This window comes from Deltaproteobacteria bacterium (assembly GCA_021737785.1).
Taxonomy (GTDB): domain Bacteria; phylum Desulfobacterota; class DSM-4660; order Desulfatiglandales; family Desulfatiglandaceae; genus AUK324.
This window is the reverse complement of the sequence record JAIPDI010000001.1, coordinates 24,557-51,244: the sequence shown is the minus strand read 5'-3', so window position 1 is coordinate 51,244 and position 26,688 is coordinate 24,557. Positions and strand designations below refer to the sequence as shown.

The following is a 26,688-nucleotide window of genomic DNA, read 5'->3' as shown; positions in this document are numbered from 1 at the left end:
AACTATTCTCCTTTCCCGTTCGCAGACCCTTGGGCCTTAATTTTTTCCAGAGGCATCTTTATGCGAAATGTGGTTCCGACGCCTATTGTGCTTGCCACCTCGATCTCTCCGCCGAGTTTTTTTACTATTCCGTAACATATGGACAGCCCCAGACCCGTTCCTTTGCCGACTGGCTTGGTGGTAAAGAAAGGGTCGAATATGCGTCCCAGGTTTGCGGCAGGTATGCCCGGACCGTTATCGGCTATCTCTATCACCAGGTTCCCTTCCTCCTCCCTGCTGTTTACTTCAAGGGTTCCCCCCTCCTTTTCCATTGCGTCAAGGGCGTTGTTGATCAGATTGAGGAGCACCTGCTGGAGTTCCGCCTGCGACAGCCTGACCCTGGGAAGATCCTCCGCAAGATTTAAGTTGACCGTCACATTGCTGTATTTGGCCCTCTGGGCTGAAAGCGCCACGATATCCTGAATGATTTCCTCGATATCGAGTTCCTGGACCCTTTCATCCGTCCTCCGGGCAAAGCTCAAGAGTTTGTGGGTGATTTCCTTGCAGCGTTTGCCCTGGGTACTTATCTGTGCAAGTGCGCGCCTGAACTCCTTCAGATTTTCCCCGTCCTTGAAATCCTCTTCTTCCAGGAGATCTCCTATCCACCCCGCCTCTTCCACCATGATGGCCACGGGGTTGTTAATCTCATGGGCGATGCCGGCCGCCAGTTCACCCACAGAGGCGAGTTTCCCGGTCTCCACCACCTGTTCGTTCATCATGTGTTTTTCCCGGTCGGCCCTGGCGATCCGGCCCACCATCCTTCTGGACAGTAGAAATGCCGTTGTCAGTATGACCAGAAGACCCAACGCCAATACCCCCATGGTTACCCGCAGTGCCCTCTCAAAATCTGAAAAGGCGTCCGAAACCTTCTGCTGAAAAACCAGGAGCCAGTCTCCGCCCTTGAGAAAGGCCGTTACATAGATCTGTTTCACCCCGGATTCATCCGTCCATTCAAAGTCCCGGATTAGGCCTTCGGGGACATTCTCCTCTTTCAGAATCGCCGCATAGGGCTCGTGATCGGGATGTACAGGGTACGAAGGCTTGGTCTGGAGCTCTCCTTTTCTATTGAGAATGAAGGCAAAGCCGGTCTGGCCGATGCGGATGTTTTCGACCAATCTGTTGAAGGCCACGAAGTCAATGGTCCCCCTCAATATCCAGGGGTCTCCCTCCCAGTTATCCCTCACCGCTATGATAAAATGGGGAAGACCCCGGAGGCCGGAAAAGACATCGCTGATATAGTACTCCCTGCTCATGGCATTTCTGAACCACTCCGCGTCCCCATAGGATGCCTTTACCAGTTGAAACGGGCCTGCATAGCCCATCTGAATGCCCCTCGCATTGATCACCCCGAGGTCCACGAAAAAGGGGCCGTAGGTCTGTTGCAGCATCTCCAGTCTGTCCCTCAGAAACTCATCGCTGGCAAGCTCTTCGTAACTATAGGTCTTGGCAAGCAAGCTGAGGTTCCCCAGCTTCTCTTTCAGGAACGCGTCGATATTCTGCTTATGCTTTTTGACCAAACTTTCGAGATGGGCGATGACCTTTTCCCGGTGGGACGCATGAAACTGTTGCAGTAGGATGGCGGTGACGATGAAGTAGGGAATGAATGATACGAGAATGATCGTCAGTACCATGTTTCGGGTGAGGGAACGATAATACCCCTTGGTTTCGCTATTCTGATCGCGCTGACTCGGCTGATTTCTCAAGGGCATCCTCTCTTAACGGGTCATCCCTGCCATGCAAACGGGTCGCAGGCCTCTCTCATTTTCTCAGCAAGGAACATGCCGGAAAAATGATGACAACTCAAACCATAACCTGTTGCAATTATTATGTCAATGGCAAAGCGGCAGATTGAAGGGATCGGAATGGGGAAAAGGAATGTCAGCTTTTTTTACACCCTGTAAAGGGGGAAGGACGGGGCAATCAGGAACCCCTGACAGAGGTTTCCAATTTGATCCCGTACTTTTCGATCTTGGAGTGGAGCGTGGGCCTGGACAGTCCCAGGAGCCTGGCGGCGCGGCTCCGGTTTCCCCCGGTAAGATTGAGGGCCTCTTCAAGTACGATTGTCGTAAAGGTATCCATGATTGAATCAAAGAGGGCATCGCTCTTCTGTGAGGCAAGCATACGGCCAACCCACTGCCGGATGCGCTCAATATCTTCTTCCGGCATTACTGCCTGGCCTGTGTCCCTCGACTCAAAGACCTGTGAGATATCCTCCGGCGAGACAGGGGCCCCACGGTTGAAGATCAAGGCCTTGTGGATGGTGTTGCTCAGCTCTCGGATGTTTCCCGGCCAGGGGTGGCCCTTGAGGATGGCAAGGGCCTCTTTTGAGATTCCGGGGTTGTCCATCCCGATCTCATGGGAAAACCGCGCAAGAAAGTAATCGACAAGGGAAGGGATATCCTCGGCCCTGTCTCGCAGGGCCGGCAAATGGATGGTTACCACTTTTAGGCGATAGTAGAGGTCCCCGCGAAACCGACCCTGTTCCAGGGCGGCCTCCAGGTCACGGTTGGTGGCGGCGATGATGCGGACGTCCACCGGAATGGTTTCCCGCCCTCCCAGGCGTTCTATGCTTCTTTCCTGGAGCAGCCGGAGTATCTTGGCCTGAATGCCGGGCGGCATATCGCCGATTTCATCGAGAAAGACCGTGCCGTTGCCGGCCTGTTCGATCTTTCCCACCCTGCGGTGAACGGCGCCTGTGAAGGCCCCTTTTTCATAGCCGAACAGCTCGCTCTCCAGAAGGTTTTCAGGGATGGCCACGCAGTTGATGACCAAAAAGGGCCTTTCAGCCCGAAGGCTGTGCTGATACACGGCCCTGGCCGCCAGTTCCTTTCCGGTCCCGGATTCGCCGCGAATCAGAACGGTGGCATCGGTGGGAGAGACCCTGCCGATGGCCTTGTAGACCTCCTGCATCGGCCTGCTTCTCCCGATAATGGCCTCTCTGGGGGTCGCCTCCGGAACCGCGTTCATGGCCACGGGCGAGCGCATGAATCGGCCCGCGTCCAGGGCCTGCCGTATCACCTTCAACATTTCAGGGATATCAAAGGGCTTTAGAATATAATCGAAGGCCCCTAACTTGGTAGCTTCTATGGCCGTATCCGTGGTCCCATAGGCGGTCATGATGATCACCGGCAGCTTGGGCTCCCGCGCATGGATGGTCTGAAACACCTCCAGCCCGTTCATCCCCGGCAGCCGCATGTCGAGGATAACGAGGTCCAGGGAATGCTCTCCAAAGATCTTAAGCCCCATCTCCCCTGACGGGGCGGTGCGGACCGCATAGCCTTCCTCGATCAGGAGCCTTTCAAAACTGATGCGGAGCTGGTCATCATCGTCAATGATCAATATGGTGCTCACGGGTGTTCCCTTCATGGGTCAGGGGTAAACGTCCAAAGCGCAAAGGTGAAAGCCCAAAGGGCAAAGGGAGAAGAAAAGAGTTATCGGTTATTCGTTATCGGGCATCGGTTACGATGTGTTCAGCGTCAGAAAACCGGCTCAGGGGTCCCGGGGTCCACCGGCAGGATAATGGTGAATGTGGCGCCGCCCCCTTCCCCGGAATGGACCTCCAGGCTTCCCCCGTGTTCTTCCACAATGCGCCTGACAATGCTGAGACCGAGGCCCGTCCCCTCTTCTTTGGTGGTGAAGAATGGTTCGAAAACTTTGGACAGGAGGGGTTCCGGAATCCCCGGCCCTGTGTCGGAGACCTCGATACGCATGACCGGGCCGTCTTCCCCTTCCACGACCTCCTGCCGGATCAGGATCGATCCATCCCCTTCCATGGCCTCACAGGCATTTACGACGAGATTGACCAGGACCTCGGTCAATTGTTCAATATCCCCCTGAATGTCAGGAATCAAGCCCTTGCTCTCGGTCTGGATGGTCACCCCGAAGGATTTGATCCGGTGGTGCAGCAGTTGAAGGGCCCGGTCCACGACCATGGATGGGTTGATCGCCTGTATCTTGAGCTTGGGAGGCCGGGAGAACTCAAGGAAATTTTCCACCAGGGTGTCTATGTGGCGGATCTCCTCTGAAATCACCGAAAAGTCTTCTTCCTGCCTCTTGGACAGGGTACGGCCCCGGCCCATGGAAAACAGGCGCATTTTTACAGACGTGAGGGGGTTGCGAATGCTGTGGGCCATGCCCGCGGCCAGCTTGCCCACCAGGGCCATTTTTTCGGCCTGGAGCAGATTTTCCCGGCTCCTGGCCAGGGCCACCTGGGTTTGATCCGCATCCTCCATGAGACCCCGGACGCTTTGGGTCAGGGCCTTTACCTCATTGTTGGATTCATCCAATACCCCCTCGGGGCGGGTTTCCGATGCCAGCATCCGGAGAGGCCTCAGGATCTGGTTGACCAGGACAAAGGCCAGGGCAATCCCCAAAAGGAGGGCCACCCCCATGACCGCCACGGCAATGACCCGGAGTTCCCCTGCCTCTGCACGGCTTCTGCTCCGTACCTCGGACATCTTCTGCAGGGCCAGGTTGTTGAACTGTTCACAGCGGTTCAGGAGACTGAAGAACCGATCCCGAACCTCCTTGTGCAGTCTGGCGGCAGGGGGGTGATTCCCTGTCCGGTAATTAGTTATGACTTGATCCTTGATTCGGATGTAGTCGTCGTATTCCGACTCGATAATATCAAGGGCCGCTTTTTCCTCCGGCGCCGTCACAAGTCGCCGGATATGCTCCAGGCGTTGTCTGAAAATCTGCCGGTATTCCCCCAATTGTCGAAGCCAGTCGGGATCGCCATCCAGGAGAAAATAGGTGAGAAAGCCCTTCTGATTGGCCAAGGCGTTTTCAAGGGTCAGGGCTGCGCGGAAGGTCGCCACATTTTTGTCCACGATATGGGAGAGGAGATGCTGCATCCGGTAAGTATACCAGACCATTACCCCGCCGCCCCCCATGGTAATGGCTACAAGACAGGCCAGGATGAGGTAAATACGAATTCGCAGATTGATCCCTCTCCACATAGTTGGTCCTTCGCCTTTACCACGGCCCCCCTCTTAAAAAGATGTGGAAGCATCTTAGGGCCGGCCCTTTCTTCTGTCAAGAAATTTGACGGGTTATCTGTTTGAGGGCCGGGGCGTCATTGGTAAGAATCGCCCGGGGGTGGCTGACGTCTCCTGCTCAGAATCCGGATGACGACTTTCTTCAAGGCCTCTATACTCCTCCCCTCCTTTTCCACAAAAGTGACATCAACCGGTCCCTTCTTCTGATATGCAGGATCCGTGGAGAAAGAATGTATGACTACCGGCAGGTTGGGGATTCGGTCGGATATGCGTGCCAGGAGTTCTTCCTGGGAGGCATCCGGAAGGTCCGGATCGATGATGACGAGATCGATGGATTCGTTCCGGTAAACCTTTTCAAGGACCTCTTTCGCGTTCTTGGCCAGATCCACGCGGAACCCCTCGGCCATCATTTCCCGCTTCAGGAAATCCCTGACATGGGGGTTCCGGTCCGCCGCCAGTATGGTGAATCTTCTGTCTGGGGAATTTGTGTCCACGGAATATCCCCTTTCTTTTTTGATGGACGCCCATTACAGGGTCCCTTTGGCCCCCGAGTAAGAATCACACACCGACACCCAATGATCGATAATAACTTACTGATAAATGCGCGCAAACCCATTTTCATGGTAACACCCTGTGGACAGGAGGCCATTGCGTGCGATCGCAGGCATGTCGGGTTTCAGGGCACCTCTTTACCCTCGCCCAAGATGGATTTTTCCTGCATATCAGGTAAGGGGGTATCGGACGGTCCTGGTTTTAAGTCTGAACAGAGGGTGAGGTAAAATCGAGCCCCTTCCCGGTAGTCTGGGTCCAGCCAGATATGACCCCCATGTCTCCTGACCATCTCCTTCACAATAGCCAGGCCCATGCCCGTCCCGGCCACCTTGTTTGAATTCAGCCTTCGTTGGAAAAGCTCAAAAAGTCTCTCACTCCCTCCATCGGGGAGGCCGACGCCGTCATCGGTGATGGAGAGCACATAAAAGGCCCCATTATCCCGGCATTCAAGACGTATTTCCGAGAGCGCATCCCCCCCGTACTTAAGGGCATTGTCCACGAGATTGCGGAAGATGCGGGTCATGCCCATCCTGTCCGCAACAACCGAGGGGAGTGCTTCCGAGCCCAGAATCTGAACGCCGCGCGCTTCCAGCTGCTGGGAGAACTCTTCCCGAATGGCATCCACCACATCGCCCAGGGAGACCTCTTCCAGGTACAGGGGCGCCTCTTTGGCGGCGATGTAGGCATTGATCATCTCCACCAGCGAAAGGATCTGCTGTGCCGTCTTGAGAATCAGTTCACAGTGTTCCTTCCCCTTGGCATCCAGGCCGGAGGCATATTTATTGATGAGCCGGCTGGCAAGGCCGTACAGGCTCGTGGCGGGGCTCTTAAGATCATGGGAGATGGAGTAGGCGAAAAAGGTGATCAGCTCTTTCTTCTCACTGAGGGCAGCCAACTGTCTCTCCAAATCCACATAAAGCTTTGCGTTGTCCACGGCAACGGCCATCTGGTTGCCGAGGGTGGTCAAGAGATCGATCTTGCCGTGGTCAAGTTGTATGGTGTGTTTAGCAGCCAGATTCATGACCCCCAACACCTTGTTCCTGCTCATCAATGGCACACACATGACGATTTCCAGCCCCCTTTTCGTGAGAAGATCCACCCGTTCCTTGTCTTCCAGTTCCGAAACGTGCTGTGCGATAAACGATCTGGTCCTGATGGCTTTGCCTGAGAACCCCGTATGGATGCTGACCCTCTCGAGACCGCGGGGGTCTATTCCCTGATGGGCAAACAGATGCAGCTGGACCCCCTCCTCGTTCAGCAGGTATATGCGTCCCGCGTCAATTTCAAAAAACGCCATGATCTTGGAGAGGCACTGTCCCATCAGATCCGCCACCCGCAAAGGGGTGGCCAGGAGATCACTCACTTCATAGAGAAGCGACATCTCGGGATTTCTGGACCTAAGGGATGCCTCGCCCACCTCGAGGGTGATGTATTTATTGTCCAATGCCGTCATGTGATCGGCCTATCGGCCATCCTCTCCGGCCCTCTGTGAGGGCCGAAAATATCGCCGTCCTGAACCTGAAAAAAAAAGGCAAACCGCGAAACCCCCTTCGGAGCTTGCGACAGCTCTCCTGCAGGAGTTTAACCGTTGCAGTGCCCCAAATACCATCAATCGGTCAACTGACCACCCATACCGCATGTCCCCGGGCTATTTGAACGACCTTATTGCTGACCCTTCCCATAAAGAAGGCTGAGACCCTTGAGAGCCCCCGCCTGCCCACGGCGATGGTACCGTATCCCCCCTGGCGGGCCTCCTTGACAAGGGTCTCCGAACGGCTGGTCACGCCCGTAATGATTTGTGTTGTTATGAGGTCACGGGAAACATCGGCGGCCATGAGGAGTTCCATGGCCTGATCCATTGCCCCTGCGATCTGCTGTTCCGCCTCGGCGATGGCCTCCCTTTGCTCCTCTCCATATCGGATGATATGGGTCAGATTGACCTCCCATCCGCTTCCACCCAGGATGGCGGCAACGACCCTGACTGCATCCATTGCGTCTTCGGATCCGTCAAACCCAACCATGATCTTTCCGGAGCGCGGGTCTTTCCCCACCAGAATAAGGGGGGCAAAAGTTATGCCCTGAAGCAGTTTCATGGCGACACTTCCCAGAACAATACCCGCTATCTTTCCCATCCCCCGCTTGCCTGCGACCACGGCCTCGTAGCCTTTTCGGGCCTCCTGGATGATGTCCCGGGCAATCCCTGTCTGCCGTTCGTGGATAACGATGTTCACCCGTTCCGGGGAAAATCCCGCGTTCAGAAGAACATCTCCGGCAGCCTTCATATAGGCATCCAGATCCAGGGATCGCTGGGATTGCCACGACTGTATTTCCATGACCCTCGGCTTCAAGGCAGGCGCAGACTTGAGGTCCCAGTAAGCTTCCGGCACCTTGGCAAATACCGTGAACAGCACAATCTCCCTGTCCTGTAGTGAAGGGAGTTTGGAGAGGTATTCGACCGTCTGAAGCGCAGACTCTGAACCGTCCAGCGCCACCAATATCTTCTTGCCCTTGTTTTGTTTCATGGTATTCCCTCCTCTGCAATTCCGATATAAAACATGTAAAGCAACGGATATGCCAAAGATCGATCCGGCAGGGGAAGCGGCTAACCTGTTTAAGTATAAGGCAAAAAACCGTTTGAAAAGCAGAGGCACATCTGGATGAGGAAGATGCGCATGTCGGATGATTTTACAACCTGTAAAAGGCTTGGGTGAAATCGGGCCATGATCCGATCTTTCGCTTTTGAAAATTGCGATGCGCCTTCGTGAATGTTGGAATTTCGCTGCTCGGCCCGACGGGGACTGGGGTCTTCTTCCACTTTTTTATCTGATGTGATAAGATGTCTTGCAATCAATGAGATGCCTGCCGGCGGTTGGATGGAGGTGGCATGGCGGGAGCAGGCCCGGAATTCTCCGGCAGGAAAGCCGAACGATAAACGCGGTAACGGAAAGGAGGCATGTGATGCATAAGATTGACACGGGTATAAATCGCAGGAATTTTATGAGAACAGCGGCCCTGGCGGCCGGGGCGATCGGGCTGTCCGGGGTCGGAATGGGCGCGATGCGGGCCGGGGCGGCCGAACCCGAACCTGAAAGCCCTATTTATCTGGCGCTTAACATGTCCAAGGTCGCCAACAATGAGGAGAGCTTCCGTATCATGAAGAAGGTCGGCCCCCGGGTCTGCATCACCACGGCCACTCATCCCGGATTTGTGGGATTTCAGGCCAATATCCAGACCGGGATCCTCCCCCTGGCCGGTCGTTTCGGGGGCGGAAAGGTCCACATGGAAAAGGAATTGAACCCTCTCCGCAATTACCAGTACACCATGTGGAACCGGTGGCAGGATCACGATGAATTTCATCAGCAACAGTTCAAGCGGATCTTCGAACTCTGCGGGAGCTGTCTTTCCATGGTGATCGAAGGGCCGTGGGAGCCCGTGTACCGGGTGGTCAAGGCCAAGATGCCCCCGATCCGATCCATGGGCCAGATCACCGACCTGGGCAAAGACATGCAGGAGCAGAAGCCTTTTATTCGCTTTGCCACCCCCCAGCGCTGTGTGGCCATAGCCGAGCACACGGTCCGTCCCGGCACTGAAAAAGCGTTTGAGGAAGGGGCGGTTGCCACCATGGAGGCACTCTCCGATTCCACAGGTTTTCTGGGGTATATGCTCCTGAAGCAGATGGGCGTCTGCGCCCTCGGCAGCTTTATGATGGATCCCAAATCCATGGGCCAGTCCCTGGAAACCCTGGGGGCCAACCCGCCGGATGACCCGAAACCCCTTTTCAAGACCCCTGAGGCATATCCCAGCCCTCCCGAGTACCTGATTCACAGTGAGTGGGATGCGCCCGAACTGGCTCAATTGGGATTTGCCAAGGTCCTGGTCAATACGGGGATCCGGAAAATTCACGACGACGGCGTTATGGCCCATCTGATCCGGGGGCCCTATATCATGTTTTTTCAGCCGATGATGGAAGAGCCTGGGTGGCGGGCCAAGCTGTGATATTGTGAAACCTGAATCCGGCTACAGCGGGAACACGCAACCCTTTCCAGTTGAACGCCGGGATGGTTGCTGGGCGTAAGAATCAGAAAAATCACATTTGCCGGCCTGCGCTCCGGTGAGTTGAAATCAATCCCGGTTTCAGAGAACCCACCACTACCATAAGCTCCCTCAGGCCGTCGATACGGTTTGGGGGAGCGCCACCCCATTGCCGATACCGGTGCTGAGCGCTTCTCACGATTCCAGATTTTCACCCACTCATCTGAGCTTTTCGGCCTGGAGAATGGGACGGAGCTCCCGCAGGAGGATTAATAAGGATATGGGCTGAAAAACACCTTGACAACAGTGGGACAAAGGTTTATTCAGACCCATCAAACCGTGCAAAACGAAATTGCACATAGAAGTTTAATCTGAGGCATAAACCAAACGAGCCAAGAAGGCTGGATCGGGTGTATCCCGAAACCGCCTTTTTGGCTTTTTTTTTGGGCTGTTTTTCAGGAAGGCATCGGCTGCGGACCGTGTGGTGAACCGATCAAATCGTTTCAGAACGGAAATGTCGCAGCGGGCGGCTGCGACGTATCATAATTGCAGTGAAAAGATAAGCGGAGGGATCATAATGAAAAAAAATCTGTTCAGCCTGGTATTGGGAGTGTCTTTTCTGTGTACCGGCCACGTGGCCACGGCCCATTTCGGAATGCTCATTCCCTCGGATACCATGATCATGCAGGGAGACCCCAGGACCATTTCACTGGTTCTGTCTTTTTCCCACCCTTTCGAAAGCGTAGGGATGGAGCTGGTAAAGCCTCAGGCGTTCGGCGTCATGAAAGACGGTAAAAAACAGGATCTTCTGGGAGATCTGAAACAAACAAAGGTCATGGGACATATGTCCTGGAAAGCCGACTACACCATCAAACGGCCCGGCGTCTATGTGTTTTACATGCTTCCCAGCCCCTACTGGGAACCGGCGGAAGACTGTTTCATCGTTCACATGACGAAGACCGTTGTCGCGGCCTTTGGGGATGAGGAGGGGTGGGATCAGGAGATCGGACTCAAAACCGAGATCGTTTCCCTGTCAAGGCCTTTCGGCCTTTATGCCGGAAACGTTTTTCAGGGGATCGTGAAACTGGATGGAAACCCGGTTCCCTTTGCCGAGGTTGAGATCGAATATTACAATCAAGAAAAGAAGACAGAGGCGCCCACCGAATACATGGTTACCCAAACCATCAAGGCGGATCAAAACGGCGTTTTCACCTATGCGGCGCCAAAGGCCGGCTGGTGGGGATTTGCCGCCTTGAATACCTCTGACGAAAAAATCAGGCATGATGGGGAGGAAAAGGATGTGGAGCTGGGAGCGGTGCTCTGGGTGAAATTTCTCGACTGGAAAGGAAAATAGCATAATCGTTGCGGAGGAAAGAGGTTATGGGCAACATCAAGAAACCTGATCCGGGGCTGTTGCTGGCGATCCTGGGAATCTTTCTGTTTTATGGAAGCAGTGGATATGCTTACGATATTAATGACACCCTGTCAATCGGCGGCATTATCGCCGGCGTGTACCAGCATCAAGGGATCAATGATGCGCCCGGCTTTGAGAGTGAAGGCAGAGGCGTTCTGGTCTTTCAGCCGGAGGTGAGTTTCACGCCCACTGACAGCGACGAAGTTTTTGCCAAATTCGGATTCGGGGCCGGAAACGGTTTAATGGAAGAAGGGGAATCGCCCTTTTTTCTGGCGCCGTGGGCCTCGGATGTGCAGGATGATTACAAAAACATCAATGGGCGAAATCGTGATTATTTGCTTACAGCCTGGTATAAGCACACGTTTACCTTCAGTGAGCACCATACCCTGGGGTTTACGGGCGGCATCATCGACGCAACGGATTACCTGGATGAAAACGTTTTTTCCAACGACGAATTTACCCAGTTCATGAACGAGGCCCTGGTAAACGGCCCCAATGCCTTTTTGCCCTCCTATGATATCGGCGGTGCCGTGGAATGGGAATTGGGAGCGTTTTCCGTAAAAGGTGCTGTCATGGCAATAGGATCCAATGAGGAAGAGGGGGAGTTCGAGGAATCCTATGTTTTCTATGGGCTCCAGTTCGGGTATAATGTGGACTTCGGATTGGGTGAAGGCAATTACCGCCTGCTCGTGGATACCACCAGCAGCGACTTTCGTAATGTTGCCGGAACCAAAAAGGAACGGATGACCTGTACCATGATCTCCTTTGATCAGCAACTGGGGGAAATTCTGGGGGCGTGGATCCGATTCGGCTGGCAACTGGATGATAAGGCGGTCCTTGACTGCAAGACGCTCTATTCCGGCGGATTGAACGTCGCCGGAAACTTGTGGGGCCGCGAAAGCGACAATATCGGAATCGGTTACGCCCATTTGAGGGGCGGAAATCTGGATTTGGACCACACGGACGTATTTGAGATCTACGGCCGCTTTGTCCTGAACCACATCTTCGCCATTACGGGTGACGTCCAGTACATGAAGGATTCCATGAAGGTTGGGGACAGCCCATCGGGCTGGATTTTCGGGCTACGGGCAACCGCAGAATTTTAGACCTTTATTACTAAAGCGGATACCCGCAACCAATCCCGCCAGGCGGGACTCACACAGAGACAAAGCACACAAAGGATTTTTTTGTAAAGAAACGGGAACATCCCCTTTTCTCTGTGTTCTTTGGCCGCCCGACCCTCTCCCTGCCGGGTCTTATGAGAAGCAAGGCCGCATGGTCGGTTTCGGCGAAATGGCTTTGTTTCTCCTTTGATTATACTTGATGATAAAGGGTACATCATGCATATTTCCGAAGGGATCCTGTCCGGACCGGTTTTGATTTCCGGCATTGTCCTGGCTGCGGCCGGCACTGCCATTGGGCTCAAAAAACTGAATTACGACCGCATCCCGCGTGCCGCAATTCTTTCCGCATCCTTTTTTGTGGCCTCCCTGGTTCACATTCCCATCGGCCCCTCCAGCGTTCATCTGATTCTGAACGGGATTGTGGGCCTCATTCTCGGCTGTGGAGCCTTCCCCGTCATCCTTGTAGCGCTCGCCCTTCAGTCCGTCTTCTTTCAGTTCGGGGGCATCACAACCCTCGGGGTCAACACCGTGATCATGGCGTTGCCCGCGGTCTTATGTTACTACGTATTTCGCAATCTGGTGGGAAAGGGGCCTCGGATTGCACTGCCGGCGGCTTTTCTGTGCGGCCTGCTTTCCGTTTTTTTTGGCGCCGTCATCGTGGGCCTGGCACTGGCCTTCACCGAGGAACACTTTCTGAAAGCATCATATCTGGTGGTCATGGCACATATTCCCGTGATGATCATCGAAGGGATCATCACCGCTTTCTGTGTGGCATTTTTGAAAAAGGTACAACCTGAAATGTTGCCGGGGTATGTCCGATGATCCGAAACGAGCCGTGAGTGCTCAGGACGCAAGACCAAGGAGCATTGAACAGAGGGGAGCATTATCATTGGCCGTACCTATTATGTTGAGGAGATTATGAAAAAATTCCCAGCGGTTGCTTTTTTTAAGTGCCATAAAATTATTTTTGGGTCCGCGTGTCTTGTCAGCCTTTGCCTGATGTGGTCTGTTTCCGCAATGGCCCATCGGGTCAACGTATTTGCGTGGGTGGAAGGAGGGACCGTCCATACGGAGAGTAAGTTCAGCGGTGGAAAGGGTGTTAAAGACGGCGAGGTTCTTATATATGACCTGGAAGGCAGTCGGCTGCTCTCCGGCAGAACCGATGCACAGGGAGAATTTTCCTTTAGAATTCCCCAAAAAACCGGTATGAAAATCGTGGTTCAGGCGGGCATGGGGCATCGAGGCGAGTGGACCATTCCATTAAGCGAGATCGACCCACGCGCGCCCATTCCTGAAACACCGGTATCGCAGGAAGGACCATCTGAAACGGCCCAGTCAGGGGCGGCCGCATCCTCCGTCAACCTGGACCAAATACGGCACATCCTGGAGCAATCCCTGGACCGACGGCTTGGCCCGGTGCTTAAACTGCTTGCGGAATCCCGGGATCGAGGCCCCACCCTTCAAGATATTCTGGGTGGCATCGGCTATGTTTTCGGCTTGATGGGGCTGGCAGCCTATGTACACTTTCGCCGCAAGACCCGTCAAATCGAATCGCAGAAGGAAGGCTGAACAATTCATGTTGCAGGAACCCTTTGCTCACGGAGCATCCCGGATTCACAGACTTGATCCCCGGTTCAAGATCGTCATGGCGACGCTCTATGCCTTTGCCGTGGCCCTTTCAAACCGATTCCCCGCCCTTTTTCTGGGTCTGGCTTTCTCCTTTGTGGTCATCGGAATATCCCGGTTGCCCCTGTGGGAAGTGGCCAAACGGGTTGCCCTGGTGAACGGGTTCGTTCTCTTTTTCTGGTTGGTGATACCTTTTACCTACCCGGGTGAACCGGTCTTTTCGCTGGGACCGCTCCATGCGACCCAGGAAGGGGTTCTGATTTCGGCGAGGATCACACTCAAATCCAATGCCATCCTTCTTGCCTTTATTGCTTTGATCGCCACCAGCGCCGTTGCAACCCTGGGGGCCGCGCTCGGTGCATTGGGTGTTCCGCAGAAAATCGTCTATCTCCTGCTGTTGAACTACCGGTACCTCTTCGTTATGCAAGAGGAATTTCACCGGCTGGTCAGATCGGCGGCGGTCCGCGGGTTTCAGCGGTCCACCCGGCTGCACACCTACAGGACATTCGCCTATCTGGTGGGAATGCTGTTTGTACGTGCCTCGGAGCGGGCCGAGCGGGTGTACATGGCCATGCTTTGTCGTGGCTTCAAGGGGAAGTTTCATTCCCTTTACGAGTTTTCCCGATCACAGCATGATATCTTCTGGCTCTCCTTCACAATAACGATCATATTGGGGATATTTATCCTTGAATGGGTACACTTATAATGATTATCGAACTTGATGACATCTGCTTTTCCTATGAAAAAAACAAACCCGTACTGAATAACCTGGAATTTTACCTCCACCAAGAAGAAAAAGTGGGATTGATCGGATACAACGGCAGTGGCAAGACCACGCTGATGTATATCATTATGGGGCTTCTCAAACCCTCATCCGGAAGGATCCGGGTATTGGGAAAACCGGTTCAAAACAAAAAGGATTTTGTGGCGGTCAGACGAACCATCGGTTTTCTTTTTCAAAACGCTGATGATCAACTTTTCTGTCCCACCGTACTGGAAGATGTGACTTTCGGCCCCCTCAATCTGGGAAAATCGCCCAAAGAGGCTCGGGCCATGGCAATGGAAACGCTTGAGATGCTGAACCTCAAAGGATTTGAAAATCGCGTCACCCACAGGCTCTCAGGCGGCGAAAAAAAGCTCGTTTCCCTGGCAACGGTGCTGGTCATGCACCCGAAAGCGCTCCTTTTGGACGAACCCACCACTGGTCTGGATGAAGATGCCCGGGGCACAATCGTATCCATCCTGAACCATCTCACGATCAGCTACGTCATCGTTTCCCACGAATACGATTTCCTGGCCGAGACCACCCGTCAGATCTACAGCATGAATGCCGGACAGATTGTTCATAACGGAGGACCGGCAACGCTGCACAGCCATTCCCACAAGCATCACTGGACAAGGCATCCCCATGCATATTGAGACGGGCGGGGACCGGTTTATGGTTCGTTCCGCCTCTGGTCGTGGTTTCCAGGATGAGGCGGTTTCTCGGTTTTACCGTTGGGAAGATGATTTCGTTGATGACATCCTTTCAGCGATCTCTCAGCAGATGATGGGTTTGGGCCTGAGCTCCTATTCCAGCCATGGGTTGTTGCAGGGATTTGGAAAACCTGGTATGATATTCATTATGATGAAGTTGAAGAGGGCTGAGCAGTGCGAATATGCCGAAGCGACCAATGTGCCCCGTGGCCAGAAGAACGATAGCAGCCGATACACAGCGAGTCGGGTTTCATGTGAGTGTTAATCGCGTCATTCGTAAAACTTGGTGGATTCACCCAACCCCAGTAAAGGAGCGTTTTCGATGATTAAGAAAATCATGTTCCCAGAACCCAGGCACACAATTTCCATGCTGGTGACTGCCGGCCTCATGGTGTTCCTTGTGATCTGCATGCTGCCCGGCCTTGCCGTGGCCCAGGACGCCGCAGGTGATCCGCCCCAGCCGGTCCATGTGGTACAGAGTCAGAAGTCGTTTCCAGCAACCTTAAAGGCCTTCAAGGAAGAAGTGACCAGGGCAGGCTGGAGTCTACTGAACGTCAACAACCTGGCAGGGGTGCTTTCCGAGCGTGGCTTTACCTTGCATCCGGTGGTGATCCTCGATCTTTGCAGCAGCAAATACAGCGTGCGAATATTGAGCAACGATGATTATCGCCCCTTTTCCGTCTTCATGCCCTGCCGTGTGAGCATCTACCAGCTATCCGATGGGAAGGTGTTCATCTCCCGGATGAATACAGGCGCTCTCGCAAGTATGATGCGCCCGGAGGTGGTCGAGGTGATGTCGGCGTCGGACGGAGAGATCGCCAAGATTATCGCCAGGACGGTACGCTGAGCCGGTGAATTTTCGACCTGTTTTTAAATCGGGCCGTTCACTGTGACTGTCTCTTGTCTCAGCCCGGCAGAAAAATAATCTGACTTTTTAACCTTGATGGGGAAATCCTTATGGGATGTGGGAAAGCCCCGAATATATTGATTGCATTGCTCCTGATATTGGGGGTTTTCACAAACAGCGCATTGCCGGAAGCCTGTTTCTGCGGAGAGGCCTGTCTGCATTGTCTTCGACCGGACGCAAAGGCACCTTCTCCGGTTCATATGCAGTGCTCGGATATCCCCTGTAAGAGCTGCGAGTTGGAAAGGGGCCGGACATTAAAAGCAGTCAATTCTGCGGGACTGACATTCAGTGCGAAATTCATTGATGCCCTATTGAGTTCATCTGCTCTCTTCGATTCTCCCTCCACTTATCATCCTATTATGAATTTTGAGGCAAATTATATCAGCAGAATAATCCCATCGGCACCCACCTACCTGGAAACCCTATCGATCCTCTGCTAATCCTTGAGGCCTCTCTTCCCGCTGGTTTAAGCAATTTTTCTATCACTTCCTGACCGCATTCACGAAAACACAGAATGACTGAGGTCGACAAGGATTTAACGTTTCGGATTAAGGAACCAATGATATGAAAGGAGAGTCCCCACCATGTGTTAAAAATGCCTCTGAAAAGGAGAATCTATGCTCGTGACACGCTCAAGAAGGAATAGAAGGATATTCTTTGGTTTGGTGGTTTTGCTTTTGTTTGTTTCCTCCATCTGGCCGGGGGCCGTGGGAGGAAATGATGACCAGGGGAGCGAGAGGCATCGCATCCGACCGGAAAGGGGAATAGAAAACCATGATAACGAGGGCCAGAAAAGCCCACGGTTGAAAAGAGGAGATGACGGGAATGCCCTGACGGGTCAAACCGCCGCATGGCTCTTTTTGGCGGCGAACATGACTGTGGCGCTGAGCATGCTTATGAAAGGTGCCTGCCGCTACCTTCGTCTACAGCCGGAAACCAGAAGCGTTATCAAGAGCTTCAATCAGTTCCAAAAAAAGCACCTGATGCGATTTCATTATGTTTTAAATCCCGCAGCCCTGGGCATCGCCGGTCTTCACTTTTTATTGTCTTCCTGTGGCAAATCATCCCTTCCTGAATGGGGCCTGCTCATGGTGGCGATAATGGTTCTGCTGGGAGTGATGGTAAAATTCAAAATAGCGCCCAAGTGGATGCGCGGCGTCATTTGTCGCTTGCATGCGTCTCCGGCAGTGTTTTCAGCATGGATTCTGGTGCTGGTCGCAGGGCACCTGATTATGGACTGAGGGGAACCGCGGTGAAAAATACCATTATCATTGTGATAGCAGGGATTGTCTTGTTTGAGATTATAGAGCATGTGGTTTTTCCTCTAATCTGGTATATCAAAGACCGGAAGAAAAAATCCGTCTGCGGGGTGACGGGTATGTTGGGAAAAGTAGGCGAAATCAGATACTGGAAGGAATCCGAAGGGCAGGTCTTTGTCCATGGAGAACTATGGGGGGCGGTCAGTGAGTTTCCGTTGTCGGAAGGGGATCGAGTGCTTGTCCAAAAGGTGGACAGACTCACGCTGCGCGTGATACCGTTCAGGGAAAGGGGGGCAACCTGAACAGCCTGAATTCTCGGGAGGGTGGCCAATCAAATGGGTTATTAGCCTGAAATGGCTGCCTTTTCCAAGTCCATCGATACCCCCAGGGCCTGGGCGGCCCTGGCAACCACTTGTCTCAAATCATTGGCCTTGAAGGGCTTTGAGATGAAATCAAAGGCCCCCTTTTCCATGGCTTCCCTCGCAAGTTCCATCATGGCATAGCCCGTGATCAGAATCACCTTGGTTCGCGGCGACTTGCTCCTGACGCGATCCAGGACCTGCATGCCGTCGATCTCACCCATGCGGATGTCTGTCACCACCACGTCAAAAGTCTTATGATCGATGCGCTCCAGCGCCTTTTTCGGGTCTTCAAATGCCTCCACATGGCAGCCGATTTTGGCCAGGGCCGGTCCCAGCCGCCTGCCGACGATCGGTTCGTCATCCAGCAGCAGGACGCTCAGTCTTTCGGACATAGGTATTACCTCCTAACCCGGATGAACCGGAAGTGGGGATTTAGAAATTTTGGGGATTGAAAACAATACCCTCATGGAGCCCTCTTGAACAAACCATTCTTGACGTGGACCTCCACATAATCCACTCCCTCCATTGCTTGGACCTCCTCTTTGATGGCACCGGCCTTTTTCAGTTTGTTGCGTCGGGTCCCCTGTGTCTCGACAATCACGGTCCCTCCCTCGGCACGCACCTTCACCTTGGGGTACGCCTCCAAGAGCCCGGCACGAACCCTGCTTGCCAGTTCAGCGTCCTTGATACACCTGAGGGAATAGGTCATGGCCGCAAACCGGCGGTACCCGGCGGTCTGGGCGATGATCTTGATGGCCTCATCCGTATGGATTTGGCTGAGACTGATGACCAGATCGTACTGCGAAGGATCGGTTTCATCCAGTTGATAATGGGTCAGGGACCAGTGCTGTCGCAATTTCCGTTGGCGGTCGATGAACCTTGGTGCCCGTTCAGGGGGGACCTCTCCCTGTCCTGATATATCCCGTGCCAGTTCGGCCGGGTCGGCGAGAATGCGCACCCTGAGTGCGTGGGAAATGCCGACCACATAAAGATGGGCGGCCAGTCCGTGGCACACCGTGTTATCCTTCAGCAACTCGCCTAAGGTCGTGCTCTGGATAAATGCCAGGCACCGGCCCTGAAGCCCGGCGGACCGTCCCCAGGACAAAGGGGGCGATTCCAAGGCCCACTCCAGCTTGTCCTGTGGAATCCGGTACTGCGCTGCGACAGCGGCCAGAAGTTCCCTGCCCAGGCAGGCGTAATCCAGGGTCTGGGCCGTCGTACGGGCAATTTCCTCGCCCTTTTCGTACGAATCCGATGAAATAATGATGATGGACATAATGTCGGGTCCTCTGTCTGTGCGTTTTTTGTCTTCACCACTAAGGAGACCGCAATCCGGCCTGTCAGACTGCTTGAGCCGGGGCCGGGACCCCGGGATGGACCTCAACGTGATGGACCCCCTTGATTTCCCGGCCCAATTTTCTCACCCTCTCTTGCAGTTTATGCTGCTGGCGTTCCCCTGACTGGGTGTAAATCAGTACGTTTCCGAATTCACATGCAACGCTCACATCCACGTATTCGTCTGCAAGGAGAGCCTTCACCTCGCAGGCCGTAACCAGATCATCCATCTTCCGCTGCGTCTCCGGGGTGGATTCGAATTGCTTCAGCCTGGCCGCCTCACAGATGAAAGCCACCGCGTCGTCCACGGTCAATTTATGGATGTGGAGAACCAGGTCGTAGAGCGTGCTGTCCCAGGGGTCCAGGCCATAAAGGCTCCTGGTCCACTTGCGTCTTTCCTGGTCATCCCGGAGAATGAGGGAGCGGGCCTCCTCCTCGCTGATCTTTTCCCTGCTCATCTCGCTTTTGACCCGGTCTTCCAGGTTTGCAATAATCCTAACCTTCAGGATATGGGGTATGCCCTTGAGCAGGAGGTGGCCGGCCAGGCCGTGATATACCAGGTTGTCCTTCTGTGCCCGGCGGGCGAGGGCATATCGTATGTAGGCCATGAAGGCCTGCTTGCCGTGACTGAACCGTTCCAGAATGGACGGCGCGTCGTGAATGGCCCGGATGAGCCTCACTTCAGGGATATCAAACCGGTCGCCGGCATCCAGGAGCACTTCCCGGCTGATGCACGCATAGCCCAATTGCGCGGCCACCTTTTCCGCCACCTCCTTGCCTTTGCTGTATGAACCCCTTGAGATGGTTATGATTGACATGTGACGATTGCTCCTTTCATAAGGTTGGGAACCGCCTTCGACATCCCGCAATGAGATGTTCACAATGCCGACGGGTGCGATTGGACATCAAACCCCATACACCAGAGAGATGATGCCGATCATCACCGCCAGAAACACCACGCTGACCATTGCGCCGGCCTTCATGAAGTCCACGCTCCTGTACCTGCCGGGTCCCATGTAGAGGGCATTGACCTGGTGGGTGGGGAGGATGAAGGAGTTGCTCGTGGCCAGTCCCACCACCAGGGCCGCCATCCGGGGATCGGCATTGGCCGCGATGGCCATGTTCACCACCAGGGGGACCAGCAGAACGGTGGCGCCCACATTGGAGATGACCAGGGTAAAGACAGTGGCCAGCACGCCGATAATCGCCAGCAGGACGATGGGACTCACCGTGCCGATGGCGCTCAGGACCGCGTGGGCGATCCACGCCGCGGTACCTGTTTTTTCGGTTGCAATCCCCAACGGGATCAGGCCCGCCAGCAAAAAGATGGTTCTCCAGTCCACGGACTGGTATGCCTCGTCGATGGTGAGGACCTTGGTGACAATCATCCCGAGGGCACCGGTCATCAGACAGACGGACAACTGGATTTTAAAAACCATGATCATAATCAGGGCGGTAGCCAGCCAGAACCCCGCAAAAGCGGCCTTTTCGGGCCGCATCAGGTCCACATCAACCGGGGTGGTGAACAGGAGACTCTTTTCTCCCTGAAGGGCTTTCAGCCGCTTCCACGTCCCGTGAAGCAGGATGGCGTCGCCCACCCCGAGGGCAAGGTCGCCGATCTCGGCGCGATAGGTCTCCCCGTGCCGATAAACGGCCAGCGGCGTCACGCGGAAACGATCCTGAAGGTCTATCTGCCTCAACGTCTTTCCCACCAGGGGAGAACGGGGCGCCACGACCGCTTCCACCGCCCCCGAAGCGCTTTCCGCCACTTCATTCCGGAAGACCTGAAGGGAGCCTTTCAGAAACATCCCCTCCTGTTCGGCCATCCGCTTCACGTCTCTTTCCGCGCCGTAGACCGCCAGGTCCATGCCGGACCGCACCTCCATGTCCGGGGGCGGGCTGACGATCTTGAAATCAGGGGGTTCGATAATGGCCACCACGTGCACCAGGTATCTCCGGCGAAGATCGTCGATCCGAACCGGGTCCCGGTAGTGGGTAAAGTCATCGGGCGCCTTGAGTTCATATGCCTCGCCGATGTCTTCCAGCGGGCTGGAACTGTCTTCCTGTCCCTGCTGGTCGGATGTGGGGTCCACGCCCTTCGGCAGGATGAACCTCCCAAACAGGACGAAACAGGCGATGCCGCTGATCACCAGCCCCAGTCCGATGGGGGTCACATCGAACAACCCGAAGGGCTTGAGATTGAAGGGCGCCATGAGATCGTTCAGCAGGATCAGGGGGCTGGAGCCCACGAGTGTCACGGTCCCGCCCAGGATGGCGCTGAAGCCGATGGGCATCAGGAGTCTGCTGATGGGGATCCTGAGGGACTTGCTCACGCGCTGTATGGCAGGCAGGAAAAGCGCGGCGGCGCCGATGTTTTGCATGAAACTGGAGATGATGGCCACTGTAAAGGAGATGGCGATCACAATCCGCGAAGGGCTGTTGCCGGCAATGCGGACGATGGGGGTTACCATCTTGTTGATAATGCCTGTTCTATCCAGTCCGGCCCCGATGATGATCACCGCAATAATGGAAACCACGGCGTTGCTGCTCAAGCCGATAAAGGCCTCCTTGGGGGTGACCAGATGGAGGAGGGGGAGGGCGACCATCATCAGAATGGCCACCACATCCACGCGCACCCACTCCACAATAAACAGGAATACGGCCACGCCGATCATCCCCATTACCAAGATCATTTCCGGTGTCAGTTGCTCCATAAGCGTATTTCCTCTGGGTTTATCATGAAGGAATTGTGTCCGAAATCCGAGGTCCAATCAGGAATTCAGATGTCACCCCTTTGGTCAAGGCCAACCCTTTCATTTCTTTCATGCCTCAATCCCCGGGGGTTGCCTGAAGGGGAGCGTAGGCCTTTCAACGCCTGTGAAAAAACCCTGCAACGCGATCGGCCCAGTAGGCGCAGCGGTAAATCACCTTGAGCCGGAAGGCCTTGCAGCGATCCTTGGGATTGGTGATCACAAGGCTGTCTTCGAGCTGCTTGAGGATTTTTTCCATCGGACTTCTGTATACTTCCATTTCAATTTTCCTCCATATTGCACTTTTCTTTTCGGTTCCCTGGCCGCCCCTCTCTGCATGACAAAGTCAAACCCAAAAAAAAGTCGAATGCACAGTGAAGCGCCCCACACGTCATTTGCTTCAGGCTGATGCCGCGCTGGCAGGTTGGTCATTTTCCCGGTCCAGGGATTTGACCGCCTTTTTAATGGTGTTTCGAAGTTCCTTCAGCTTAAAAGGCTTTGCAATGAAGTCAAAGGCCCCCTTGGTCAATGATTCCTTTGCCAGGTCCAGGGTAGCATACCCGCTGATCATGATAACCCGGGTATGCCGGGATTTCTCCAAGACCTTCTCCAAGACCTGAATCCCGTCCATTTCCGCCATGCGGATATCGGTGATCACGATGTCAACATCCGTTTCTTGCAGACGATCGATGGCCCTCAGCGGATTGACAAAGTTTTCGACCCGGTGCCCGTCCCTCACCAGCATCGCCTTGAGGCGCTCCCCCACGATAGGCTCGTCATCGATAACGACTATTTTGATAGGATCTCTCATGATTCCCTCCTTTTCCTGATGCCGGGTTATGTGCCGCCGGGTCCGGTTCAGAAAATGCCTTGCTGCACGGTTTCAGACATCTTTGGTTGTAACTTCTCTGCACCATGCGGAGAAGTTGGTGCCATATGGGTAAGCGCTCGAAAAATTGCCGGGATCTGCACCAATACCTTTTTGATTGCGGCTGTTAGGCCGCCTTGGGAACTTGCTCAGCATTTCTTCTGGGGATGCCCCGGCCGTTCTTGGGGTTCGCCGCCCTGACCCGATCGTCCCCATCCTCCCTAAACATTTTCAATGCCGATCCCATAAGTTTCCTGTGGGGCATCGCCGATCAGGCAATCGCTGACAACCTTTTCCTTGACCTGAATGATCTGGCTCGCCACCAGGGGTTTGACCTGTCCCAGGAGCCGCCTGCCGATCTCGTCGTCTGTCTCGAACACCATCAGGTCAATCCCCTCTTCCCTCGCCATGCCCACGATCTCCTCTTTCAAATTCCTGGTTGCGACATGGTGCGACAAGGTCAGGCCGGCGTCCCGGGCGCTGTTGATCAGGTCGATCAGGGCCTCCTCCAGAACCGATCCAAGGGGGTCTTCCGCTTCCGTGGATGCGGCCTGCTGAAGAATGTAAACCCGGGCCCCGAGTCGTTTGGCCAGGGCCAGGGCATGATGGACACCCTTGAGACTTTTTTCCGAGGTCCTTAGCGGGACGAGTATCTTCTTTTGCAGCATTGCGGTCTCCCCTGCCTGTGCCTGTCGCCTGCAAATATACAATATGCATACCAAACGAAATAACTCTTTTTATATCAATAGCTTAATCCTAAGAGCCATTGGCGGGGGTTTCTAAAAGGTTTCATTCTGAAACAGGCGGGGACAAGAAATGGAGTTAATCTGGAAGGATAGCTAAGGATTTAAATAGGTTAAGACCCATGTTTCATACTGAAAAGGATGATAGACGTCGACAGGGCAATGGGAAAGGCCTCATTCGAGGCCGAAGCGCTTCATCTTGCGCCAGAGAGTGGTCCGGGGCAGGCCCAGAATTTCGGCGGCGAGGTTCCTGTTGTAATCGGTCTGGACCAACACCTCGCGGATATATTCTTTTTCTTTCTCTTCCAATGACAGCCAGTGATTTTTTTCCAGACTGCTGATGGAAAGCGCCTGGAGATCGGAAGGGAGATCGCGCACCGAGATCTCGGTTTCTTCGGACAGGGCGATGGCGCGCTCGACAATGTTTTCCAGTTCTCTTACATTGCCGGGAAAGGGATATCTGGAGAGGATCTGCATGACCTCGGAGGAAACCCCCTTGACCTCCTTGGCAAAGGCGTGGCTGTATTTTTCGAGAAAATGCCGCACAAGGAGGGGAATATCGTCCCGCCGGGTCCGGAGCGGCGGCAAGGTGATGCCCACGACATTGAGTCGGTAGAAGAGGTCTTCCCGGAACGCGCGTCTCTTGACCATGTCCGCCAGATCCTGATTGCTGGCTGCGAGCAGACGGACATCCACCGGCAGCGGCTTTACGCCGCCCACACGCAGCAACACGCGTTCTTCGACAAACCGAAGCAGTTTGACCTGCATGGTGGCCGGCATCTCGCTGATTTCGTCGAGGAAGATGGTCCCCGTGTGGGCGGCCTCCAGGAGGCCGATTTTTGTTTCGTTGGCGCCGGTAAAAGCGCCCTTTTCATGGCCGAACAGCTCGTTGCTGATCAACTCCTCGGTAAAACCGCCGCAGTTGAAAGACACAAAAGGCCCCTTGTTTCTTTGACTTCGACGGTGCAGGGCCCGGGCAACCATCTCCTTGCCGGTGCCGCTTTCTCCCTGGATGAGCACAGTGCAGTCCAACGGCGCAACCTTTTCGATGAGCCGAAACACCTCATTCATCGCCTTGCTGCGCCCTACGATCTCAGTCGGTCGGTCCCTGGCGAAGAGGGCCTCCTTGAGGGCCTCCTTTTCGCGAACCAGGGCCACCTTATCCAGTGCCCGTTTGACCAGAAGCCGGATCTCGGCCATTTTCACCGGTTTTGCCACATAATGGAAGGCCCCGGCCCGGATCGCCTCGATGGCTGAATCCACGGAGCCGTATCCGGTGATGAGGATGACCTCGGTGCGGGGGTAATGGGTGCGGATGTGCTTCAGCACATCCTGTCCGCCCAGTCCCGGGAGCCGGAGGTCGCAGAGCACCAGATCGAAGGCCTCCCGTTCAAAGGCGCTCAGACCCGACTCGGCGTCCGCAAAGGTTTCCACATGGTAGCCTTCCCTGGACAGGCCCCGTTTGATCTCCCTGCAGACAATGGATTCATCGTCTATTATGGCTATCTTGAATCGGTCCATTCCTGTTCCCCGTTGAACAATGCACCTGTCAGCGGCAGAAAAATGGAAAAGCGTGCCCCATGGCCGGGCTGGCTCTCCAATTCGATCCTGCCCCCGTTCTTTTTAATGATGTTGTAGCTCACCGAAAGGCCCAACCCGGTTCCCACACCTTCTTTCTTGGTGGTGAAAAAGGGGTCGAAGATCTGCTCAATAATTTCCGGTGGGATGCCCGGCCCGTTATCAACGACGTCGATACGGATCTCGCCGGGTGTGTCCGCCGGTCCTACCATTGCCTTCAGCTCGCCATCGGATTCCATGGCCTGAATGGCATTCATGAACAGATTGAGCAGGACCTGCTGGAGGCCGTCCTTGTCCATGCGGACCTTGGGCAACCCAGGCTGGATTTCTTTAGTGAACCGGATTTTTCGCAATTCCATCTCATTGCGGAGCAGACGGGCGGTTTTTTCCACCACTTCCGAGGGATCCACGTCTTCCAGACGCGGGTGGCTCGCCCTTGAAAATTCGAGGAGATTTTTGACGATCTCGCTGGTCCTGTCGGCCTGATCCATGGCCTCCTGATAAAGCCCCCGGCGTTCATCGTTGTCCATGTTGTCGCCGTCTTCCACCAGGGATTCCAGAATCAGCGAAAGGTTGTTGACCGGATTGTTGATTTCGTGGGCGATGCCCGCGGTCAGGGTGCCGATGGAGGCAATCTTGCGGGACTGGATGAGCTGTTCCTGCCGTTTTTCCAACTCCTCCATCATCCGGTTGATGGCTGACACCAGGTGGTGAATCTCGTTTTTGGCATCCCCATAGGGCGTGATGCGCTGAAAAGCACCTCGGGCCACGGCTTCGGACTCTCGGGTGATTCTTGCCAGAGGACGGATGACCTTTTCACCGATAAAAAATAGAACAAATCCCGACAACAGCACGAGCATCAGAAAACCGATGAGGGGAAGGGGCGTCATCTGCACGAGAAGCCTGTCAATGTCTCTGCGCTCCGTAGCGAGAAATTCATCGGCCAGGAGAAGGAGATTATGCCCGATACCGCGGATCAGGCTTTCGAGCGGGGCGCAATCCCCCACCGCGCAGGAGGCCTCGCGAAGTTGGACCATCTTCGTCGAATACTCCTCGACATTTTTGAGGGCTTTCCCGTAGTTTTCACTGCCGATGGCCTCGACCAGGGCCTCCTTCTCCCGCTGAAGGATCATGGCCAGCCGGTTGGTATAGGTGACATTCTCTTCGTAGTTGAACTCCTGACGGTAGAGGAAGTAGTTTTTCTCATACCGTCGCATCTCCAAAAGGGTGCTGTTGAGTTCACCGGCCACCTCGAACAACTGCATGGATCGCGACAGGCGGTGGATGTATCCATAGTTGACCGCAATAATCCCGGCCATGAACGCGAAAGTGATAATAAACGCGATCATAATCTGCGCGCGAATGGTCATGCGGATGGGATGCAAGCTCTTACTCCTCTGAAAAACGGATAAATTTTCCAACCTGGATGCTTTGAGGGGTTACCCTCTGAATCGACATCGCGTGGCGTTCCTTAATCAATATTAAATACACTTTTTGCATCCAACTGGCAATAAAGAAACAATGCCCTCTGATCAATTGATGCGTTCGAAAAAGCACCCTTATGTCAAATGGAACATGCGGTGTTTCCTGCAATATGATTCATCAAAAGCGGAAAGAAAAATCGGT

The 26,688-nt window shown here is 54.4% G+C and carries 26 protein-coding genes; 11 read left to right on the top strand and 15 right to left on the bottom strand.

Features of this window, described 5'->3' with window-relative positions:
• Nucleotides 1-2: 2 nt before the first annotated feature.
• The 6 genes from K9N21_00250 to K9N21_00225 all read right to left on the bottom strand — a co-directional run bounded on the left by K9N21_00250 (nt 3) and on the right by K9N21_00225 (nt 8,110).
• Nucleotides 3-1,748 (bottom strand): two-component sensor histidine kinase, encoded by a 1,746-nt coding sequence (locus tag K9N21_00250; GenBank protein ID MCF8142328.1) that lies wholly within the window; start codon nt 1,746-1,748, stop codon nt 3-5.
• Between the two features lie 211 nt (nt 1,749-1,959).
• Nucleotides 1,960-3,390, bottom strand: a complete 1,431-nt coding sequence (locus K9N21_00245) for a sigma-54 dependent transcriptional regulator (GenBank protein MCF8142327.1) — start codon at nt 3,388-3,390, stop codon at nt 1,960-1,962.
• Between the two features lie 125 nt (nt 3,391-3,515).
• Nucleotides 3,516-4,997, bottom strand: a complete 1,482-nt coding sequence (locus tag K9N21_00240; protein ID MCF8142326.1) for an MCP four helix bundle domain-containing protein — start codon at nt 4,995-4,997, stop codon at nt 3,516-3,518.
• Nucleotides 4,998-5,113: 116 nt separating this feature from the next.
• Nucleotides 5,114-5,530 (bottom strand): response regulator, encoded by a 417-nt coding sequence (locus tag K9N21_00235; protein MCF8142325.1) that lies wholly within the window; start codon nt 5,528-5,530, stop codon nt 5,114-5,116.
• A 182-nt stretch (nt 5,531-5,712) separates the two neighbouring features.
• Nucleotides 5,713-7,041, bottom strand: coding sequence for a GAF domain-containing protein (locus K9N21_00230; GenBank protein MCF8142324.1), 1,329 nt, complete (start codon nt 7,039-7,041; stop codon nt 5,713-5,715).
• 163 nt (nt 7,042-7,204) lie between these two features.
• Complete coding sequence (locus K9N21_00225) at nt 7,205-8,110, bottom strand: universal stress protein (GenBank protein ID MCF8142323.1); 906 nt, start codon at nt 8,108-8,110, stop codon at nt 7,205-7,207.
• 535 nt (nt 8,111-8,645) lie between these two features.
• Between K9N21_00225 and K9N21_00220 the strand changes: the two genes are divergently transcribed.
• From K9N21_00220 to K9N21_00170, 11 genes are all read left to right on the top strand, one after another.
• The gene (locus K9N21_00220) at nt 8,646-9,584 is read left to right on the top strand and encodes a sulfur oxygenase reductase family protein (GenBank protein ID MCF8142322.1); all 939 of its coding nucleotides are present in this window, start codon (nt 8,646-8,648) and stop codon (nt 9,582-9,584) included.
• A gap of 613 nt (nt 9,585-10,197) precedes the next feature.
• Complete coding sequence (locus tag K9N21_00215; protein ID MCF8142321.1) at nt 10,198-10,974, top strand: DUF4198 domain-containing protein; 777 nt, start codon at nt 10,198-10,200, stop codon at nt 10,972-10,974.
• Between the two features lie 26 nt (nt 10,975-11,000).
• On the top strand, nt 11,001-12,140 hold the full coding sequence (locus K9N21_00210) for a carbohydrate porin (protein MCF8142320.1): 1,140 nt from the start codon (nt 11,001-11,003) through the stop codon (nt 12,138-12,140).
• 234 nt (nt 12,141-12,374) lie between these two features.
• Entirely contained in the window at nt 12,375-12,980 is a 606-nt protein-coding gene (gene cbiM, locus K9N21_00205) for a cobalt transporter CbiM (protein MCF8142319.1), read from the top strand.
• 96 nt (nt 12,981-13,076) lie between these two features.
• Entirely contained in the window at nt 13,077-13,727 is a 651-nt protein-coding gene (locus K9N21_00200) for a hypothetical protein (GenBank protein ID MCF8142318.1), read from the top strand.
• Nucleotides 13,728-13,737: 10 nt separating this feature from the next.
• Nucleotides 13,738-14,490 carry a cobalt ECF transporter T component CbiQ gene (gene cbiQ / locus K9N21_00195; protein MCF8142317.1) on the top strand — a complete coding sequence of 251 codons (753 nt, stop codon included), beginning with the start codon at nt 13,738-13,740 and terminating at the stop codon, nt 14,488-14,490.
• Nucleotides 14,490-15,203: an energy-coupling factor ABC transporter ATP-binding protein gene (locus K9N21_00190; GenBank protein MCF8142316.1), complete on the top strand. Its 714-nt coding sequence runs from the start codon at nt 14,490-14,492 to the stop codon at nt 15,201-15,203. Before cbiQ ends, K9N21_00190 begins: the two co-directional genes overlap by 1 nt.
• Nucleotides 15,193-15,525 carry a hypothetical protein gene (locus K9N21_00185; protein ID MCF8142315.1) on the top strand — a complete coding sequence of 111 codons (333 nt, stop codon included), beginning with the start codon at nt 15,193-15,195 and terminating at the stop codon, nt 15,523-15,525. The genes K9N21_00190 and K9N21_00185 overlap by 11 nt, the downstream gene beginning before the upstream one ends.
• A 102-nt stretch (nt 15,526-15,627) precedes the next feature.
• Nucleotides 15,628-16,107, top strand: a complete 480-nt coding sequence (locus K9N21_00180; GenBank protein ID MCF8142314.1) for a DUF302 domain-containing protein — start codon at nt 15,628-15,630, stop codon at nt 16,105-16,107.
• 863 nt (nt 16,108-16,970) lie between these two features.
• On the top strand, nt 16,971-17,408 hold the full coding sequence (locus K9N21_00175) for a hypothetical protein (GenBank protein ID MCF8142313.1): 438 nt from the start codon (nt 16,971-16,973) through the stop codon (nt 17,406-17,408).
• 11 nt (nt 17,409-17,419) lie between these two features.
• A complete protein-coding gene (locus tag K9N21_00170) occupies nt 17,420-17,728 on the top strand; it encodes a hypothetical protein (protein MCF8142312.1) in 309 nt (102 codons plus the stop codon).
• Between the two features lie 41 nt (nt 17,729-17,769).
• Here the strand turns inward: K9N21_00170 and K9N21_00165 are convergent, their stop codons facing one another.
• The 9 genes from K9N21_00165 to K9N21_00125 all read right to left on the bottom strand — a co-directional run bounded on the left by K9N21_00165 (nt 17,770) and on the right by K9N21_00125 (nt 26,447).
• Entirely contained in the window at nt 17,770-18,180 is a 411-nt protein-coding gene (locus K9N21_00165) for a response regulator (GenBank protein MCF8142311.1), read from the bottom strand.
• Between the two features lie 71 nt (nt 18,181-18,251).
• Nucleotides 18,252-19,064 (bottom strand): cytidylate kinase-like family protein, encoded by an 813-nt coding sequence (locus K9N21_00160; protein MCF8142310.1) that lies wholly within the window; start codon nt 19,062-19,064, stop codon nt 18,252-18,254.
• A 64-nt stretch (nt 19,065-19,128) separates the two neighbouring features.
• On the bottom strand, nt 19,129-19,941 hold the full coding sequence (locus K9N21_00155; GenBank protein MCF8142309.1) for a cytidylate kinase-like family protein: 813 nt from the start codon (nt 19,939-19,941) through the stop codon (nt 19,129-19,131).
• A gap of 87 nt (nt 19,942-20,028) precedes the next feature.
• Nucleotides 20,029-21,837 carry an SLC13 family permease gene (locus tag K9N21_00150; protein ID MCF8142308.1) on the bottom strand — a complete coding sequence of 603 codons (1,809 nt, stop codon included), beginning with the start codon at nt 21,835-21,837 and terminating at the stop codon, nt 20,029-20,031.
• Between the two features lie 154 nt (nt 21,838-21,991).
• On the bottom strand, nt 21,992-22,153 hold the full coding sequence (locus tag K9N21_00145; protein MCF8142307.1) for a hypothetical protein: 162 nt from the start codon (nt 22,151-22,153) through the stop codon (nt 21,992-21,994).
• A 120-nt stretch (nt 22,154-22,273) separates the two neighbouring features.
• Complete coding sequence (locus K9N21_00140; protein ID MCF8142306.1) at nt 22,274-22,684, bottom strand: response regulator; 411 nt, start codon at nt 22,682-22,684, stop codon at nt 22,274-22,276.
• A gap of 278 nt (nt 22,685-22,962) precedes the next feature.
• Complete coding sequence (locus K9N21_00135) at nt 22,963-23,409, bottom strand: universal stress protein (GenBank protein ID MCF8142305.1); 447 nt, start codon at nt 23,407-23,409, stop codon at nt 22,963-22,965.
• 249 nt (nt 23,410-23,658) lie between these two features.
• A complete protein-coding gene (locus tag K9N21_00130; GenBank protein MCF8142304.1) occupies nt 23,659-25,005 on the bottom strand; it encodes a sigma-54 dependent transcriptional regulator in 1,347 nt (448 codons plus the stop codon).
• Nucleotides 24,987-26,447, bottom strand: coding sequence for a HAMP domain-containing histidine kinase (locus K9N21_00125; protein ID MCF8142303.1), 1,461 nt, complete (start codon nt 26,445-26,447; stop codon nt 24,987-24,989). The genes K9N21_00130 and K9N21_00125 overlap by 19 nt, the downstream gene beginning before the upstream one ends.
• Nucleotides 26,448-26,688 lie beyond the last annotated feature (241 nt).